The organism is Lysobacter sp. M15 (assembly GCF_022662515.1).
Lineage (GTDB): Bacteria > Pseudomonadota > Gammaproteobacteria > Xanthomonadales > Xanthomonadaceae > JAKPBU01.
The window spans coordinates 14,782-31,761 of the sequence record NZ_JAKPBV010000012.1 but is presented as its reverse complement, the minus strand read 5'-3'; the positions used below and the strand labels follow the sequence as shown (position 1 = coordinate 31,761).

Sequence of the window (16,980 nt, the reverse complement as noted above, 5' to 3'; positions counted from 1 at the left end):
CCCGTCGTCCCCGCGAAGGCGGGGATGACGGTATTCGTCCCCATCCGCGAGAAACGACATGAATCCGCAGCGCCTGTTCGTCGCCAGTTGCATCGCCCTGTTGGCCACCGCGATGTCCTTCGCCATCCGCGGCGACATCATGGGCGAGTTGGAACTTGAATTCGGGCTCGACAAGATCCAGTTGGGCTGGATCAGCGGCGCCGCGTTCTGGGGTTTCGGACTGTCGATCCTGTTCGGCGGCACCCTGTGCGATCTGCTGGGAATGGGACGGCTGCTGAAACTGGCGGCAGTGGGACATATCGCAGGCGTCCTGCTCACCGTGTTCGCCACCGATTTCACCATGCTGTTCGCGGCCACCGTGGTCATCGGTATCGCCAACGGCTTCGTCGAGGCCGGCATCAATCCACTCATCGCCACGCTGTACCGGAACGACAAGACCGCGCGGTTGGTCAAACTGCACGCCTGGTTCCCGGGCGGCATCGTGGTCGGCGGCGTGCTCGCCTTCGCCTTCACCCAGCTCGGCCTCGGCTGGCAGGCCAAAATGCTGCTGATGCTGGTGCCCGCGGCGATCTACGCTGTGATGTTCTTCGCCCAAAGTTTCCCGGACACCGAACGCAAGGCGGCCGGCGTGTCGACCGGTGCGATGTATGGCGAACTCAAGCGCCCGCTGTTCCTGGTGGTGTTCGTCTGCATGTGGCTGACCGCGGCCACCGAACTCGGCCCGGGGCAATGGGTCAGCAACATCTTCAACGAGGTCATGCACAGCACGCTGCAGGCCGGCGTGCTGCTGCTGGTGTGGATCAACGGCATCATGTACGCGCTGCGGCAGTTCGGCGGTGGCCTGGCGCACAGACTTTCGCCGGTAACGCTGATCGCGGTGACCGCACCGATCGCGGCGCTAGGGCTGTGGCTGTTCGGTCGCGCCGATACGCCGCCGGTGGCGTTCGCCGCCGCGGCATTGCTCGCGATCGGCACCGCATTCTGGTGGCCGACGATGCTCGGGCTGACTTCCGAGCGCTTCCCGCGCGGGGGCGCGCTCGCGCTGGCGGTGATCGGCGCCGCCGGCGCGTTCTCGACCGCGATCGCAGGCCCGGTGATGGGCTGGATCAACAACACCTACGGCGCCGCGAATGTGTTGCCGGTATGGGCGGTGCTACCGGTCGCGATCGCATTGATCTTCGGCATCGTCCATCTGGTCGACCGCGCGCGCGGCGGCTATCGCATCGAACGCGTCGGTGCATGAGCAGAAGGAGCGGGAATGGAAGAGCGGAGTGAGAGAGCGAGAATAGGGAACGGTGCATCTTTCGTTCCCATTCCCCATTCCCATACCCCTGTGTGAAACCATCAAATTGCCGCACCAATAACAGGAGTCCGCAATGCCACGTCCCGTCACGCTGTTCACCGGACAATGGGCCGACCTGTCGCTCGACGAACTTGCAGCGCAAGCCAAGGCCATGGGCTACGACGGCCTGGAGCTGGCGTGCTGGGGCGATCACTTCGACGTCGAACGCGCGCTGTCATCACCGGATTACGTGCACGAGCGTTGGAGCGTGCTGCAGTCGCAGGGGCTGGTCTGTCATGCGATCGCCAATCATCTGGTCGGGCAGGCGGTGTGCGACCTGATCGACGAGCGCCACCGCGCGATCCTGCCGCCGGGGGTCTGGGGCGACGGCGATCCGGAAGGCGTGCGCCAGCGCGCCGCAAAACGAATGATCGACACGGCCAAAGCCGCGCGCGCATTCTTCGATGCGCGGCCGGGTGCTGCGGCGATCGATTTTCCGGCCGTGGTCACCGGCTTCACCGGCTCGTCGATCTGGCACGCGGTCTATGCCTTCCCGCCGACCTCGCAGGACTATTTGCAGAAAGGCTTCGATGACTTTGCGCGGCGCTGGCGGCCGATCCTCGATGCCTTCGATGCGGTCGACGTGAACTTCGCGCTGGAGGTGCATCCCACCGAGATCGCGTTCGACATCGCCAGCGCGCAGCGCGCTCTGGAAGCGCTCGACCACCACCCGCGCTTCGGCTTCAACTTCGATCCCTCGCATTTCGCCTACCAGGGCGTGGACTACATCCGCTTCCTGCGCACCTTCGGCGACCGCATCTACCACGTCCACATGAAGGACGTCTGGTGGGGGCGCGGCGACGGCAGCGTGGGCGTGTTCGGCGGCCATACCGACTTCGGCGACGCACGCCGCAACTGGGACTTCCGCTCGGTCGGGCGTGGCGATGTGCGCTTCCAGGACATCATCGTGGCGTTGAACGACATCGGCTATCGCGGCCCGCTGTCGGTGGAATGGGAGGACGCGCGCATGGATCGCGTGCATGGCGCGGCGGAGGCGGCGGCGTACGTGCGCCAGCTCGATTTCCCGCCGAGCGCAGTGGCGTTCGATGCGGCTTTCGAGCGTGGGCGCGGAGGGATGGCTTCGTGATCGGACGCAAGCTGCGCTACGGCATGATCGGTGGTGGCCGTGGCGCGTTCATCGGCGCCGTGCACCGCATCGCCGCGCAACTGGACGGGCAGGCCGAACTCGTCGCCGGCGCATTCTCGTCCGATCCACAGCGCTCGCGCGATTCGGCGGCCGATTTGTTCGTCGCCGCCGAACGTGCGTATGACAGCTATCAGGACATGGCGGTGGCCGAAGCGGCGCTTCCATCAAGCGAGCGGCTGGACTTCGTCGTCATCGTCACCCCGAACGACCAGCATTTCCCGGCCGCGACGCTGTTCCTGGAGCACGGCTTCAATGTTGTCTGCGACAAGCCGGTCACGCTGACGCTGGCCGAGGCGCGCGCCTTGCGGGAGACGGTCGCGCGCACCGGCAAGGTGTTCGTGCTGACCCACAACTACACCGGCAATGCGATGGTGAAGCAGGCGCGCGCGCTGGTGCGGGGTGGCGCGCTCGGCACGCTGCGCAAGGTGGTGGTGGAGTATTCGCAAGGCTGGCTGGCGCGCGACATCGAAAGCAGCGGCCACAAGCAGGCCTCATGGCGCACCGATCCTGCGCGCAGCGGCGCGGCCGGATGCCTGGGCGACATCGGCGTGCACGCGGAGAACCTCGCGCGCTACGTCACCGGCCTGCGCATCACCGAACTGTGCGCCGAACTCACCACCTTCGTGCCCGGCCGCCGCCTGGAGGATGACGGCAACCTGCTGCTGCGCTTCGAAGGCGGCGCGCGCGGCGTGCTGCACAGCTCGCAGATCGCGGTGGGCGAAGAAAACAACCTTATCCTGCGCGTGTACGGCAGCGAAGCTTCGCTCGAATGGCACCAGGAGCATCCCAACGAACTGATCGTCAAATACCCGGACCGCCCGCGCGAAATCCTGCGCCGCGGCAATGCCTATGTCGGCGAGGCCGCACAAGGCGCCACGCGCATACCGGCCGGGCATCCGGAAGGCTACCTGGAAGCCTTCGCCAATTTGTATCGCGAAGCGTTCCGCGCGATCGCCGCGGAAGTTGCCGGCGAACCGCCGCCGGACTATCCCGATTTCCCCGGCATCGACGACGGCGTCGCCGGCATGGCTTTCATCGAAGCTGCGGTGGCCAGTGCGCGACAAGGCGCCGCCTGGGTGCCGGTTGCCTCGTAGCAGCGGAGCCGCAACGGCGCTGCTGCGCATCGATGGCAGTCATCCTCTAAAAGCGAAGTCTTTCCCGAAGCGCCTTATCCGAATTGGACGGCGATCGGCGTCAACTGGCTCGCGGGGTTCGACTTCGAGATCAAGGTCATCGCCCGTATTCCCCCCGCTGAATATCACCAGGTAGAGGTTTGAAACAGCGCGGGCACGCGCGATAACGCGGCCCGGAATCGATCCGTTCAGTAGGGCCGCGGCGCGACCGCGTTCAGTCGCAGCTGGCGGGAAGGCAGGCCTTCGGTTTCGATGTCGACCACGATCGGGCCGGCCTGGGTGCCGGCGCGGATCACGGCGACCACACGCCCGTGGAAGGTCTTGCGTTCGCCGGACTGGAAGCTGGACACGTCGATCGGATTGCCGTTGCCGATGCCGGCCAGGGCGCCCGCGCCGCTCACGCGTACGCGTACCTGTCGATCGTCGTTGCGGGCATAGATGGGGGTGCCGTCGGCGTCGTGCAGTTCCACGGCGATGTAGGCCAGGTCCTCGCCATTGGCGCTGAGCTGCGAGCGGTCCACCGACACATCGGCAACGGCCGGCGCGCCCGCGGTGCGCAGTTCCCAGCGCGCGGCCTCGCGCCCGTCGCGATAGCCCACGGCGAGCAGGCGTCCGGGTGCGTAGGGCACCTGGTAGCTGGCCTTGTATTCGCTGTCCACGCCGACCGGCTTGCGGCCCAGGCTCTTTGCGTTGAGGAACAGTTCCACTTCCGGCAATTCGGAATACACCACCACTTCCTGGCGCCGGCCTTCCTGTCCCGGCCAGGTCCAGCTGGGATGCACGTCGTCCAGCGACCAGTCGAGATGCGGCGGCGTGATCGGATACAGGTGGCGGTCGGGCAGATCCTCTGTGCCCTTGGGCTGGCGGACGAACGCGGAGATCGGAGTGGTGCCGGTCTTCCAGACGACCTGGCGGTAGTAGGCCGCCGGGCGCATGCGCCCGGTCGCATCGATCTCGCCGCAGTACGCCAGGTGCCAGGGGTAGGGGCCGAGCTTCTGCCAATCCTGGCTGTAACCCATCCAGCCGATACCCGATTCGCCCAAGTAGTCCATCGCAGTCCAGACAAAGTCGCCGATCACCCACGGCTTGGTTTCGACGGCGCGCCAGTAGGCAAACAGGTCTTGCGGCAGGGATTCGGAGGTGTACATGGTCAGCTCGGGAAGCCGCTCGTGCTCCTCGGCGAAGATGTGGGCGTGATAGTTGTAGCCGACCACGTCCAGCACCGCGGCCTGTTGCGTGCTCCTGGGCGGATCGGCGTTGATGCCCTGGGTGACGGGCCGCGTTGGGTCGAGGCTGCGCACGCGCTCGGCGAGCCTGCGGCCGGTTTCGACGCCCTCGGGCGTGCCGTCTTCGGGGATCTCGTTGCCGATGCTCCAGAACAGCACGCTGGGATGGTTGCGGCCGCTGACGACCAGGCTGTCGATGGCCTGTGCCCAGTCGGTCTTGAAGTAGCGCGCGTAATCCTTGTCGCGCTTGCTCTTGTTCCACGCATCGAAGGCCTCGTCGATGACCAGCATGCCCAGCTCGTCAGCCGCATCCAGCGTGGCCTGGCTGGCCGGGTTGTGCGCGCTGCGGATGGCGTTGTAGCCGGCGGTCTTCATCAGCGCGACCTTGCGCGCGTCCGCGTCGGGCGCGCCCGCGGCGCCGATCATGTAATTGTCGTGGTGGATGTTGCCGCCGCGCAGCAGCACCTGCCGGCCGTTGATGCGCAGGCCGTTGGCGGCGTCCAGGGAGACCGTGCGGATGCCGAAGCGGGTGCGCCGCTCGTCGACGGTCGCGCCGTCGATGCGGATCTGCTGCACCAGCGTGTAGAGATCGGGGGAATCCGGAGACCACAGGCGCGGCCGGGCCACGGCGAGTTCCTGCGACTGTTCCGCGCGCGCACCGGCGGGCACCGTATGCGTCTGCCGGCCTTCCGCGACCGTCTCGCCGCCGGCCGCAATCACCCGGGTCACCCATTCGGCGGACTGCGCCTTGTCCGATCGGTTGGCGATGGCGGCGCGCACCGAGACCACGCCCCGGTCTTCGCTCGCCACCGGGGTGGAGACGAAGACGCTTTCCGGCTCGATATGGACCGGATCGAGCAGCTCCAGGGCGACCGGCCGGATGAGTCCCGAGCCGGCATACCAGCGCGAAGACGGATCGGCATGGTCGATGCGCACGACGATGGTGTTGTCGCCTGCACGAATCCTGCCGGTCAGATCGACCGAGAACGCGGTGTAACCATAGCGGTGCTTCTTCAGGTGTTCGCCGTTCACCCAGATGTCGGCATCCATGTACACGGCTTCGAAATTCAGCCGGACGACGCGGGCGGCCTCGCCCGGCATGAGCACCAGGTGCCGGCGGTACCAGCCGGCGCCGCCCGGCAGATAGCCCGAATCCTGGCCGGCGATGGCATCCCGGTCGAATGGTGGGCTGCCGTCGGGCTTGTCCATGATCGAGAAATCGTGCGGCACCACCACCCGATGCCAGGAACTGTCATCGAACGCGGCCCGCTCCGCACCTGCGGCGTGCCCGGCGTGGAAGCGCCAGTCCTGCGACAGGCTGCGGACTTCCGCCCAGGCAGGCGATGCGGCGAGCGCCATGAGCAGCGCGGCCGCGAAGCGTCGTTTCGTGGCCGGAATCGTTTTCATGGCGGCTCTCCCGTCAGATGTTGCAAAGGCCGATGACCTGGCGCCTCGAACACGCCATGCGGAACACCAAGGCTCCATCCAAAACCCTGCATGGCTTTGAATTGCGTCCGGCTGCGTCGAAGCGGCGCTCGGGTGCAGTCATGGATGACGCTGTGATCCCTCGGAAAAGGAAGCAGGCAGCGGAGCCGCCGATCGCGCCGCGATGCTTGAGGGGGTGATGCTACAAGGCATGTCGATGCTTCAAAAATAACAATATCGTCGCGGTCGATATCCATTCGGATATGGATGTATGTCTCATCCAGCCGATGGATTTGCTCGTAACCCGCCGGCGGCGACAGCGACGAGGGTGGTCGCCGCGTTCCTATATCGATTCGTGTCCCAGCAATGAAGTTTCAGGTATTGGTGGCGTACGCATGTGGCCTGCAGAATCGGGCAGGTTGCTGCCTTCCGGCGGATGCACTGTCGCCGGGACGGGCGGCCACACTCTGCCGCCGCCCGCGGAACCATGGAACTCTCTGGTCGCAGTGCGTGCCTTCTGAACCGAAGTGGAGCAAGCGATGAGACAACGATCCCTGCAGGCCGTGGTGACCCGGTCCGTTCTGTGCGGCATGGTGGCCGGCCTGTCGGCCTGCGGAGCCGGCGGCGGAACCTCGTCGACGCCCGCATCCGCATCCGCACAAAAGGCCGAAGCCGGACTCGCTGCGGCACCCGCCTCCGCGCCGCGAATGGCAGGCCCGCTTCCAGCGACGCTGCGCGGCGTCGTGGGCAACGGTCCGTTCATCGTGGTCGATCAGTTCGGCTATCTGCCCGGCCTGAAGAAGGTGGCAGTGCTGCGCAACCCGGTGAACGGCTTCGACAGCGCCGACCAGTACGCGCCGGGCGCGAAGCTGCAGGTGGTGGATACGGCGACGAACACCGTGGTGTTCAGCGGCACGCCCACGCGCTGGAAGAGCGGTGCCGTCGACGCCTCGTCCGGCGACAGCACCTGGCAATTCGACTTCAGCGCGGTCACCGCACCAGGCACCTACGAGGTGGTGGACGGGACCCGCAAGGTCCGGTCGGCCCGGTTCCAGATCGGCGCCAACGTGTACCGGCCGGTGCTGGTGCAGGCGGTGCGCACCTTCTTCTACCAGCGCGCCGGCCATGCCAAGCCTGCGCAGTACGCGGGCGCCGGCTGGGCCGATGCCGCGAGCCACCTGGGCCCGCTGCAGGACACCCAGGCGCGCCGCTACAACGCGGCCGGCGACGCGGCGACCCAGCGCGATCTGCATGGCGGCTGGTACGACGCCGGCGACCTCAACAAGTACACCAGCTGGGCGGCAGGCTATGTCGTCGAGTTGCTGCATGCCTACACCGAGAACGAACCGGTGTGGACCGACGACTTCAACCTTCCCGAATCCGGCAACGGCATCCCCGATCTCCTGGACGAGGTGAAGTGGGGCCTGGACTGGCTGGTGCGGATGCAGAACGGCGATGGCTCGGTGCTGTCCATCGTGGGGCTCGCGTCGGCCGATGGGGGCGGCCGGCCTTCCGCCGCCAGCGGACAGAGCCTGTACGGCAATGCGAGCACCTCGGCGACGCTGGCGTCGGCGGCGGCCTACGCCTATGGCGCCCAGGTCTACGCCTCACTGGACCAGCCGGCCTACGATGCCTATGCCGCCGACCTGACCCTGCGCGCAAAGCGCGCCTGGGATTGGGCCATCGCCAACCCCAGCGTGCTCTTCTACAACAACGATGCCGCCCACGGCACCGCCGGCCTGGGCGCGGGTCAGCAGGAGACCAACGACGAGGGCCGCGCCCAGTTGCGCCTGGTGGCGGCGATCTATCTGTACGCGTTGACCGGCGAGGCGACCTACCGCAACTACGTCGACAGCAACTACACCGAAGTACCGATGATGAAATCGTGGTGGCTGTCGCCCTACAACGCCGGCGTGAACCGCCCGCTGTTGTATTACGCGTCGCTGCCGGGTGCGACGGCCAGCGTGGCGCAGAATATCCGCGCCCGCTACACGGAGCTGTGGGAACGCCCGGACTATGCCGGCTGGGGCGCGATCGCGGATCAGCGCGATCCCTACCGCGCCCACATCGACTCCTACCATTGGGGCAGCAACGGGATAAAGGCGCAGATGGGCGGCATGTTCGCCGACCAGGGGCTGTATGGCCTGAGCCAGCACAGCCCCGCGGAGATCGCCGACGCGGGCGCGGCGTACCTGCACTACCTGCATGGCGTCAATCCGCTGGGCAAGGCGTACCTGTCGAACATGGGCGCCCATGGCGCGGAGAATTCGGTGGATCAGTTCTTCCACTCGTGGTTTGCCGACGGCACCGCGTGGGACAGCGTGCGCGACTCGCAGTACGGTCCCGCACCGGGTTTTCTCGTCGGTGGCCCGAACAGCACGCAGTACGACTGGGACGAGCGCTGTCCCGGCATATCGCCCAAGTGCGGCACGACCCGTCCCTCGCCGCCGTACGGGCAACCGGGGCAGAAGGCGTACAAGGACTTCAACGACGGCTGGCCGCTGAATTCGTGGCCGATCACCGAGAACTCCAACGGCTACCAGACCGCCTACATCCGGCTGCTGTCGCGGTACGTGAAGTAGGGCGCTGCGCTCGTCCTCGAGCCTGCGTGTAGAACATGATGAAAAAATGCAGCACAAGAGGGAGTGCGGATGAAGGCGTTCGCAGCAGCGGCGGTCGCGTGAAGCTGACGGGGCTGGAGCGCGCATGAGCATGGCCTCAGGAGTATCGGGAACCCTCCGCGCGGCCGCTTGCCGCGCGCTCGTCGCAAGCCTCGTCGGTGCCGTGCTGGCCGGCGCCGGGACGGCAAGCGCTGCAGACCTGCCCAGCGCGCTCGACGCCGCGGGACAACTGCATCGGCTGCCTGTCGAGGCCCATGCGGGCTTCGGCTGGGTGCGCACGGCGGGCGGCGTCGTGTTCCAGGTGCACGGCATCACGAAGAGCGTGCTCTTCTACGGCGACGGCGTCGTGCGCGTCTCGGCGCACAAGGGCGAAACCTACACCCGGCAGCCCAGCCTGGTCGTGGTGGCGTCGCCGCAGGCATCGCAACTGGACATTGCCGAATCCGCAGACGCGCTCACCGTCGCCGGCCCCGGGCTGCGCGTCGTCGTCGACAAGCGCACCGGCACGCTCGCCTTCCAGCGGCCCGACGGAACGCCGCTGATGCGCGAGCAGGAGGCGCCGGTGCTCACGCCGGGCACCGAACCGTCCGGAAGCCCGACGTACGCCATCGAGCAGCGCTTCGCGCTGGCGGCCGACGAGTCGCTCTACGGCCTGGGCCAGTACAACGAGCCGTACATGGACTACCGCGGCCGCGACGTGCTGATGGTGCAGACCAACATCGGCATCGTCGTGCCGTTCATGCTGTCGACGCGCCGCTATGGCCTGCTGTGGGACACGTATTCGAAGATGACGTTCTCCGACGGCCCGCAGGGCACGGCCTTTCGTGCCGAAAATGCGCCTGCAGGGGTCGACTATTACCTCGTGGCCGGCGACACGATGGACGAGGTGATCGCCGGCTACCGCCATCTCACCGGCGCCGCGCCGATGTTCCCGAAGTACGCGTTTGGGCTCTTCATGAGCAAGGAGCGCTATGCCACGCAGCAGCGCCTGCTGGAAGTGGTGCGGCGCTTCCGCGAGGAGCGCTTCCCGCTGGACGTCATCGTGCAGGACTGGCAGTACTGGGGCGGGCAGAAGGACGGCCAGTGGGACGGCAACTGGAGCGGAATGATCTGGGACCGCGAGCGTTACCCGGACCCCGCCGGCATGGTGCGCACGCTGCACGATGATCTGCACACACGGTTGATGGTGTCGATCTGGCCGTCGGTCGGCAACGACACCGCGCTGGCGAGCGAGCTCGATGCCAGCGGATTGCGCTTCGAGCCGCTGCACTGGATTTCCAAGCGGGCGCGCATCTACGACGCCTTCAGCGACGAAGGCCGGGCCATCTACTTCAAGCACCTGAAGAAGGGCCTGCTCGATCTCGGCGTCGACGCGCTGTGGATGGACGGCACCGAGGTGGAGGTGGGCGGTGCCGCGCACGATCCGGCCGAGGTGGAGGCCGACATCGAGCGCCTGGGCCGCAACGCAATGGGCGACTTCGGGCGCTATCTCAACGTCTACAGTCTGCTGACGACGCGCGGCGTCTACGAAGGCCAGCGCGCGAGCGCCGACCTCGGCGACAAGCGCGTCTTCACCCTGACCCGTTCGGCCTGGGCCGGGCAGCAACGCTATGGCGCGATGCCATGGTCGGGCGACACCACGGCCAGCTGGGCCGCGCTGCGCGCGCAGATCGCCGGCGGGCTGAACGTCTCGATGGCCGGCCTGCCGTACTGGACCCAGGATATCGGCGGCTTCTTCGTCAACGCGCCCGGCGGCGAACGCGACCCGGCGTACCGCGAACTGTTCGCACGCTGGAACCAGTTCGGCATCTTCAATCCGATCTATCGCATCCACGGCACCACGATCGAGCGCGAGCCGTGGACGTTCAAGGCACTCGATCCGGCGGTCTACCGCTCGATCCGCCGCGCCGCCGAGCTGCGCTACCGCCTGCTGCCCTACATCTACGGTCTGGCCTGGGCCAGCACGCACGACGGCTACACGATGATGCGCGGTCTGGCGATGGACTTCCCGGACCAAACGGCACTGCGTGACGTGGACGACACTTACATGTTCGGCCCGGCGTTCCTGGTGCAGCCGATCACGAAGGCGATGTTCCATGCCGAACTGCCGCCGCCGCCCACGGTGCCGGCGACGCAGCTGCGCACGCCCGACGGTCGGCCGGGCCTCGAACTCGAGTACTACCGTGGCATGAACTTCGAGCAGCTCGCCAGCCGCACGGTCGACACGCAGGCCGAACATCATTGGCCCGACCCACCGCTGGGCAGCGTGCCGCCCGGCCTGGACGGGCTGCAGGACTTCTCGGCGCGCTGGCAAGGCCAGATCGTCGCGGCCGAAGATGGCGAGCACGAGATCGGCGTGGAAGGCGACGACGGTTTCCGCGTCTGGCTCGACGACAAGCTCGTCGTCGAGGACTGGAAGGAAGCCGGCGCGCGATTCGCAGGAGCGCGTGTCGCGCTGCGCAAGGGGCAGGCGGTGCGCGTGCGCGTCGACTACTTCCAGAAAGGCGGCGGCCGGGTGATGCGGCTGGCCTGGCGCACGCCGAGCGAACGCAGCTCGCTTGCCGAGCGCCAGCGGCAGCTCGACCTGCGACAGGCCACGCTGCTGCCGGCGGGAACCGACTGGTTCGACTTCTGGACCGGCGATCGCCATGCCGGCGGCCGCAGCGTGTCGCGCGAATACCCGATCGACGAGTTCCCGCTGTTCGTGCGCGCCGGCTCGATCGTGCCATTGGGCCCGGTGGTCCAGTACGTCGACGAGCAGCCGGACGCGCCCTACGAGATCCGCATCTACCCCGGCGCCGACGGCCGCTTCACCCTCTACGAGGACGACGGCGAGAGCTACCGCTACGAGAAGGGCGAGTACGCCACCGTCGCGCTCGCCTGGGACGATGCGCGGCGGATGCTGCGCATTGGCGCGCGCGAAGGCGGATTCCCCGACATGACCGCGCAGCGCACGCTGAACGTGCGGCTGATGCCATCGCGCCCCGGCGGCCACATGCAGGCGAAGACCGTGCGCTTCGGCGGCGAGGCGGTCGAACTTCAGTTCACACCCTGATGGAAACGAAAGCTCCCACATGAAGACGCAGACGATGCTGTTCGCGGCGGTCGCCGCATTGTGCTGGGCCGCCGCGGCCGGCTCCGCCTTCGCAGGGCAGGCGACGGTTTCGTCGCCGGACGGCCATGCGGAGATCCGCATCGAGGACGACGCTAGCCGGTTTTCGGTGCTGCGACGCGGGGAGACCGTGATCGCGGACTCTCCGCTGGGTCTGGAATTCGACGGTGCGCCCGCGTTCGGCGCACTGGTGTTGGAAAGCCGCGAAGACACCGATGTCGACCGCGAAATCCCGCTGGTGGCGACCAAGGCGTCGGTGGCGCGCGACCACTACCGCGGCGCCACGCTGACGTTCCGCGAAACGGGCCGCGACAAGGATGCGCCCGCGCGCAGGCTCATCATCGACGTGCGCGCCTACGACGACGGCGTCGCGTTCCGCTACCGCATCGACGACCCGGCGCCGGTGCGCCTGCGCGGCGAGCGCACCGCCTTCGTGCCGGCGGGCGATCCGTCCTGCCTGGCCACCGAGTACGTCGGCTCGCACGAAAAACCCTTCGAGCGCCAACGTATCTCGGAACTCACCACCGACAAGGGTTACGACGTGCCGCTGGTCTGCGCCACCGCCTCGGGCCGCACGCACTACGCCATCACCCAGTCCTATCTGCAGGGCTACACGGGTGCGTCCCTGTGGCGCCAGGGCGCGGCCATGCAGGTGCGCCTGTCGGCCGTACCGGGGCGCGACGGGCCGGCCTATGTCTCCCGCGGCGGGCTGAGGACGGCCTGGCGCGTGGTGATGATGGCCGACCGCGCGGGCGACCTCATCGCCTCGTCGCTGGTGGGCAACCTCAACCCGCCGCCCGAGGGCGACTTCAGCTGGGTCAAGCCCGGCAAGGCGGCCTGGAACTGGTGGTCCGGGGCCAGCGAGGGCGCCACGGCGGAGATGGACGCCTTCCGCCGCTACATCGACTTCGCCGCCGAAGCCGGCCTGCCCTATGCGCTGCTGGACGCCGGCTGGGCCTGGGGCAGCGGCCCGTGCTGCGAAGCGCGGCCGGAGACCGACCTGACCCGCGCGGTCGATGGCGTGGACATGCCCGCCCTGGTGCGATACGCCGAGTCCAAGGGCGTGAGCCTGCTGCTGTGGGCGCACTGGAAGCACATGGACGCGCGCATGGACGAGGTGCTGGACACCTGGGTGCGCTGGGGCATCCGCGGCATCAAGGTCGACTTCATGGAGCGCGACGACCAGGAGATGGTCGACTTCCACGAGCGCATCGCGGCGGCCACCGCTGAACGAAAGTTGTTGCTGAACCTGCACGGCGTCTACATGCCTGCCGGCCTGCAACGCACCTACCCGAACTTCATCACCCAGGAAGGGGTGATGGGCGCCGAGTGGAACAAGTGGACTCCGCTCATCACTGCGCGCCACAACCTGATGCTGCCCTACACGCGCATGCTCAACGGTCCGATGGACTACACGCCGGGCGGCTTCCGCAACCGCACACCCGCGACCTTCGAAGTGCGCGACGTGCTGCCGTTCACCCAGACCACCCGCGGCCAGGCGCTGGCGATGTTCGTGGTCTACGACAGCCCGCTGCAGATGGTGGCCGACGACCCGGACGCGTATCGCGACGCGGCCGGCTTCGAATTCATCCGCCGCGTACCCACCGCCTGGGACGAAACCCGGTTCCTCGCGGGCGAGCCCGGGCGCGACATCGTGCTGGCGCGGCGCTCGGGCGCGGCCTGGTACCTCGGCGCGATGACCGCCGACGACGCCCGCACCGCGCGCGTGCCGCTGGACTTCCTGCCCGAGGGCCGCTACCGCGCGACGGTGTGGGAAGACGGCGGGGCGCCCGACGACGTGCGGCGCAGCGAGCGCATCGTCGCCGCGGGCGACGTGCTCGAGTTGCGCCAGTCGCCTGCCGGCGGCGCTGCCGCGATCCTTGAGCCCGCCGGGCCGTGAACGCGAAGCTCCGCAAGGCAGTCGCCGCCTGGATACTGGCCATCGCGCCGTTCTGTGGCTCTGCGGCGCTCGCGCAGAGCGCCGAGGGCCATCCCGACTGGCCGGGTTCCGGTCAGCTGTTCGTCGGCACCTGCTACCAGCCGGTGGACCGCAGCCGCGAACAGATCCAGCGCGACATCGCGTTGATGCGCCAGGCGGGTTTGAAGGTCGTTCGGATGGGCGACCTGTCGTGGGACTACTTCGAGCCCGCCGAGGGCCGGTTCGACTTCGCGACCTTCGACTGGATCATGGACCGGATGCACGACGCCGGCATCAAGGTGATCCTCGACATTCCCGGGCAGCCTGCACCGATCTGGCTGCATCACCGGTATCCGGGCGTGGACATCGTCACGCAGCAGGGCACGCGCCTGCATGCGGCCGAACGCTACATGGACAACATCGGCGATCCGGATTACCGGCGCCTGCTCGCGCGCATGGCCGACACGCTGACCAGCCGCTACGCCCGGCACCCGGCCCTGTTTGCGATCGGTTTCAACAACGAGATCGGCAACGGCTATCTTTCCTATTCGCCGGCCGACCGCGAGCGCTTCGTCGAATGGCTGAAGAAGCGCTACGGCAGCGTCGAGGCATTGAACAAGGCCTGGGCCACGCAGCGCTGGTCGCGGCGCATCAACGCCTGGGACGAAGTGCAATTGCCGTACGCCGAAGGCCCCGGCCCGTTCGAGCGCTACCTCGATCTGCGCCGCTACTGGTCCGACACCACCATCGACGTGCTGCGGGAGCTGGAGTCGATCCGGAAGAAGAACGTGCCGGACAAGCCGGTCATCTCGAACCTGTGGGACGGCTCCGGCCGCAAGGGCTTCGATTACCTGGCGACCCAGCGCGAGTACGCAAGCTACGGCGCGATGGGTTTCTACCCCGAGTACTACGGCGACCCGCCGGTGGGCACCGCCTTCGATGCGCTGATGATCAAGGGCGGCTTGCACACGCCGATCTGGTTCAACGAATTCACCACCGGCAGCCCCGGGGTCTACGGGACCAAGGGGCGGTCGCGGATGTGGGCGCATTTCGGACTGCTGCTGGGCGCGCAGACGGCGCTGGCATGGACTTTCAATACCCACCTCGGCGGCGAGGAGCAGACGCTGTTCGGCCTCATCGACCATGACGACCAGCCTTCCTGGAAGCTGAAGGAATGGGCGACCATCGCCGGCGAGTTCGCCAGGCTGCAGGGATTGGGCTTTCCGCGCGAGACGCGGCCGAAGATCGCGATCGCGTACTCCTTCGACAACCGCATCGCGTCCAGTGCACCCGGAGATGGCGTGCGCCGGTACCTCACCACGCCCTATCTCGAGCAGGCGCACAACGCCCTCGAGCCCCTGTTGAAGGACAACATCGACGCCGCTGTCGTCAACATCGCCCACGAGGATCTCTCGCGCTACCGACTGGTCGTCGTGCCGGGGCTGTATCTGCTGGACGACGCCGGTGCCAACGCGTTGCGGAAGTTCGTCGCCGACGGCGGCACGGTGATCATGACGGCGTTCTCCGCCAAGGTGAACGCGCACAACCAGTGGTACGACACGCCGTTGCCGGGACGTCTCTCCGATGTCTTCGGGTTGCATACCAGCGAGTTCTACAGGACCGGTACGACGGTGACCGGGCTGGGCGACCAGGCTATCGAGAGCAAGATCGCGTACTACGAGGTGCTGGAACCGTCCACGGCGGAAACGATCGCGCTGTTCTCCAATGTGGACGGCACGCCGCCGGCGATCTCGGCGAACCGGTTCGGCAAGGGGCGCGCGATCTATGTCGCCACCCCGGCGCAGCCGCAGATCATGAGGCCGCTGTATCGGCAGCTGTATGCGAGCCTGGGCATCGAGCCGGGGCCGAAGACGCCTGAAGGCGTGTACGCGCGCGAAGTCGATGGTCGCGTTCTCTACGTCAACACCACCAGCGAGAGCAGGGAGGTGACGCTCGACAGCCCGATGCACGGCGCGCTTTCCGGAAAGCGCTGGTCGGGCAAGTTGCGCCTGGAGCCGCTCGGTGTCGACCTGTTGGAGAAACAGTAATCCAATGACTACGAACGCCATGCGCAACCGGCCACGGCACGAAGCGTCCCCCGCCATGAAGCTGCTCGGCGGCGCCCTGACCTGCTTTCTCCTGTTGTCCACCGCCGGCGCTTCGTTCGCGCGGGACGCGGAACAGGTCACTCCAGAACGGGCGCGCGCCAACTTCGCCCGGCCCATCGTGCTCGGCCCGGACGACGTGCGCGCATTCGCCAATGCGCCGTCCGGTTTCAGGGACGTCCGTGCAGGCGTTGCGCAGGGGCAAGTGGTGGAGTTGGCCTACGAGTCGGGCGTCACCGGTACGCGTCGGCGGGCGCAGGTCTATCTGCCGGCGGGCTATTCGGCCGACCGGAAATACCCGGTGCTCTACCTGCTGCACGGCATCGGCGGCAACCAGGACGAATGGCGCGGCTATGTGCGTGCCCACGCGATCCTGGACAACCTCATCGCCGACGGCAAGGCGGCGCCGATGATCGTGGTCATGCCCAACGGCCGCGCACTGCCGGACGATCGCAGCCCGCCGCAGGAGCGCGTTTTCACCCCGGAGAACGCGGCCGGCTTCGCCAGGTTCGAACGCGACCTGCTGGAATTCCTGATCCCTGCCGTCGAAGCGAAGTATTCGGCCTACGCCGACCGCGAACATCGGGCGATCGCCGGCCTCTCGATGGGCGGCGGACAGGCGCTGAACTTCGGCCTCGGCCATCCCGATGCGTTCGGCTGGGTCGGCGCCTTCTCCGCAGCCCCCAACACCCGGCCGCCGTCGGAATTGCTGCCCGATCCCGGGGCGGTGCGCGAACGGTTCGCGCTGCTGTACCTGTCATGCGGCAACCGCGACGGGTTGATCAACGTCTCCCAGGACCTGCATGTGTACCTGAAGCGGCACGGCATCCCGCATGTCTGGAACGTCGACGACCACGGCCACGACGGCGACAGCTGGGCCAACAATCTCTACCACTTCGCGCAGAGGATCTTCGCGGAGCGCCACGAGCTGCGGGACCATCGGCCGTAGCG

The 16,980-nt window shown here is 67.5% G+C and carries 9 protein-coding genes; 8 read left to right on the top strand and 1 reads right to left on the bottom strand.

All coding sequences use genetic code 11. The features are described from left to right. Positions 1-58: 58 nt before the first annotated feature. The 3 genes from MC380_RS11700 to MC380_RS11690 all read left to right on the top strand — a co-directional run bounded on the left by MC380_RS11700 (position 59) and on the right by MC380_RS11690 (position 3,583). Complete coding sequence (locus tag MC380_RS11700; protein WP_242101543.1) at positions 59-1,243, top strand: MFS transporter; 1,185 nt, start codon at positions 59-61, stop codon at positions 1,241-1,243. A 133-nt stretch (positions 1,244-1,376) separates the two neighbouring features. Then, positions 1,377-2,429 (top strand): sugar phosphate isomerase/epimerase, encoded by a 1,053-nt coding sequence (locus tag MC380_RS11695; protein ID WP_242164934.1) that lies wholly within the window; start codon positions 1,377-1,379, stop codon positions 2,427-2,429. Beyond that, entirely contained in the window at positions 2,426-3,583 is a 1,158-nt protein-coding gene (locus MC380_RS11690) for a Gfo/Idh/MocA family oxidoreductase (RefSeq protein WP_242164932.1), read from the top strand. The genes MC380_RS11695 and MC380_RS11690 overlap by 4 nt, the downstream gene beginning before the upstream one ends. 227 nt (positions 3,584-3,810) lie before the next feature. On the opposite strand, the gene MC380_RS11685 is transcribed toward MC380_RS11690, so the two are convergent. Then, the gene (locus MC380_RS11685; protein ID WP_242164930.1) at positions 3,811-6,255 is read right to left on the bottom strand and encodes a glycoside hydrolase family 2 TIM barrel-domain containing protein; all 2,445 of its coding nucleotides are present in this window, start codon (positions 6,253-6,255) and stop codon (positions 3,811-3,813) included. A 557-nt stretch (positions 6,256-6,812) separates the two neighbouring features. Between MC380_RS11685 and MC380_RS11680 the strand changes: the two genes are divergently transcribed. The 5 genes from MC380_RS11680 to MC380_RS11660 all read left to right on the top strand — a co-directional run bounded on the left by MC380_RS11680 (position 6,813) and on the right by MC380_RS11660 (position 16,978). Beyond that, on the top strand, positions 6,813-8,855 hold the full coding sequence (locus MC380_RS11680; RefSeq protein WP_242164928.1) for a glycoside hydrolase family 9 protein: 2,043 nt from the start codon (positions 6,813-6,815) through the stop codon (positions 8,853-8,855). 124 nt (positions 8,856-8,979) lie between these two features. Further along, the gene (locus MC380_RS11675; RefSeq protein ID WP_242164926.1) at positions 8,980-11,949 is read left to right on the top strand and encodes a TIM-barrel domain-containing protein; all 2,970 of its coding nucleotides are present in this window, start codon (positions 8,980-8,982) and stop codon (positions 11,947-11,949) included. Positions 11,950-11,968: 19 nt separating this feature from the next. After that, positions 11,969-13,906, top strand: coding sequence for a glycoside hydrolase family 97 protein (locus MC380_RS11670; RefSeq protein ID WP_242164924.1), 1,938 nt, complete (start codon positions 11,969-11,971; stop codon positions 13,904-13,906). After that, complete coding sequence (locus tag MC380_RS11665) at positions 13,903-15,972, top strand: beta-galactosidase (protein ID WP_242164923.1); 2,070 nt, start codon at positions 13,903-13,905, stop codon at positions 15,970-15,972. The genes MC380_RS11670 and MC380_RS11665 overlap by 4 nt, the downstream gene beginning before the upstream one ends. 4 nt (positions 15,973-15,976) lie before the next feature. After that, positions 15,977-16,978 carry an alpha/beta hydrolase-fold protein gene (locus MC380_RS11660; RefSeq protein WP_242164921.1) on the top strand — a complete coding sequence of 334 codons (1,002 nt, stop codon included), beginning with the start codon at positions 15,977-15,979 and terminating at the stop codon, positions 16,976-16,978. Positions 16,979-16,980: the final 2 nt, after the last annotated feature.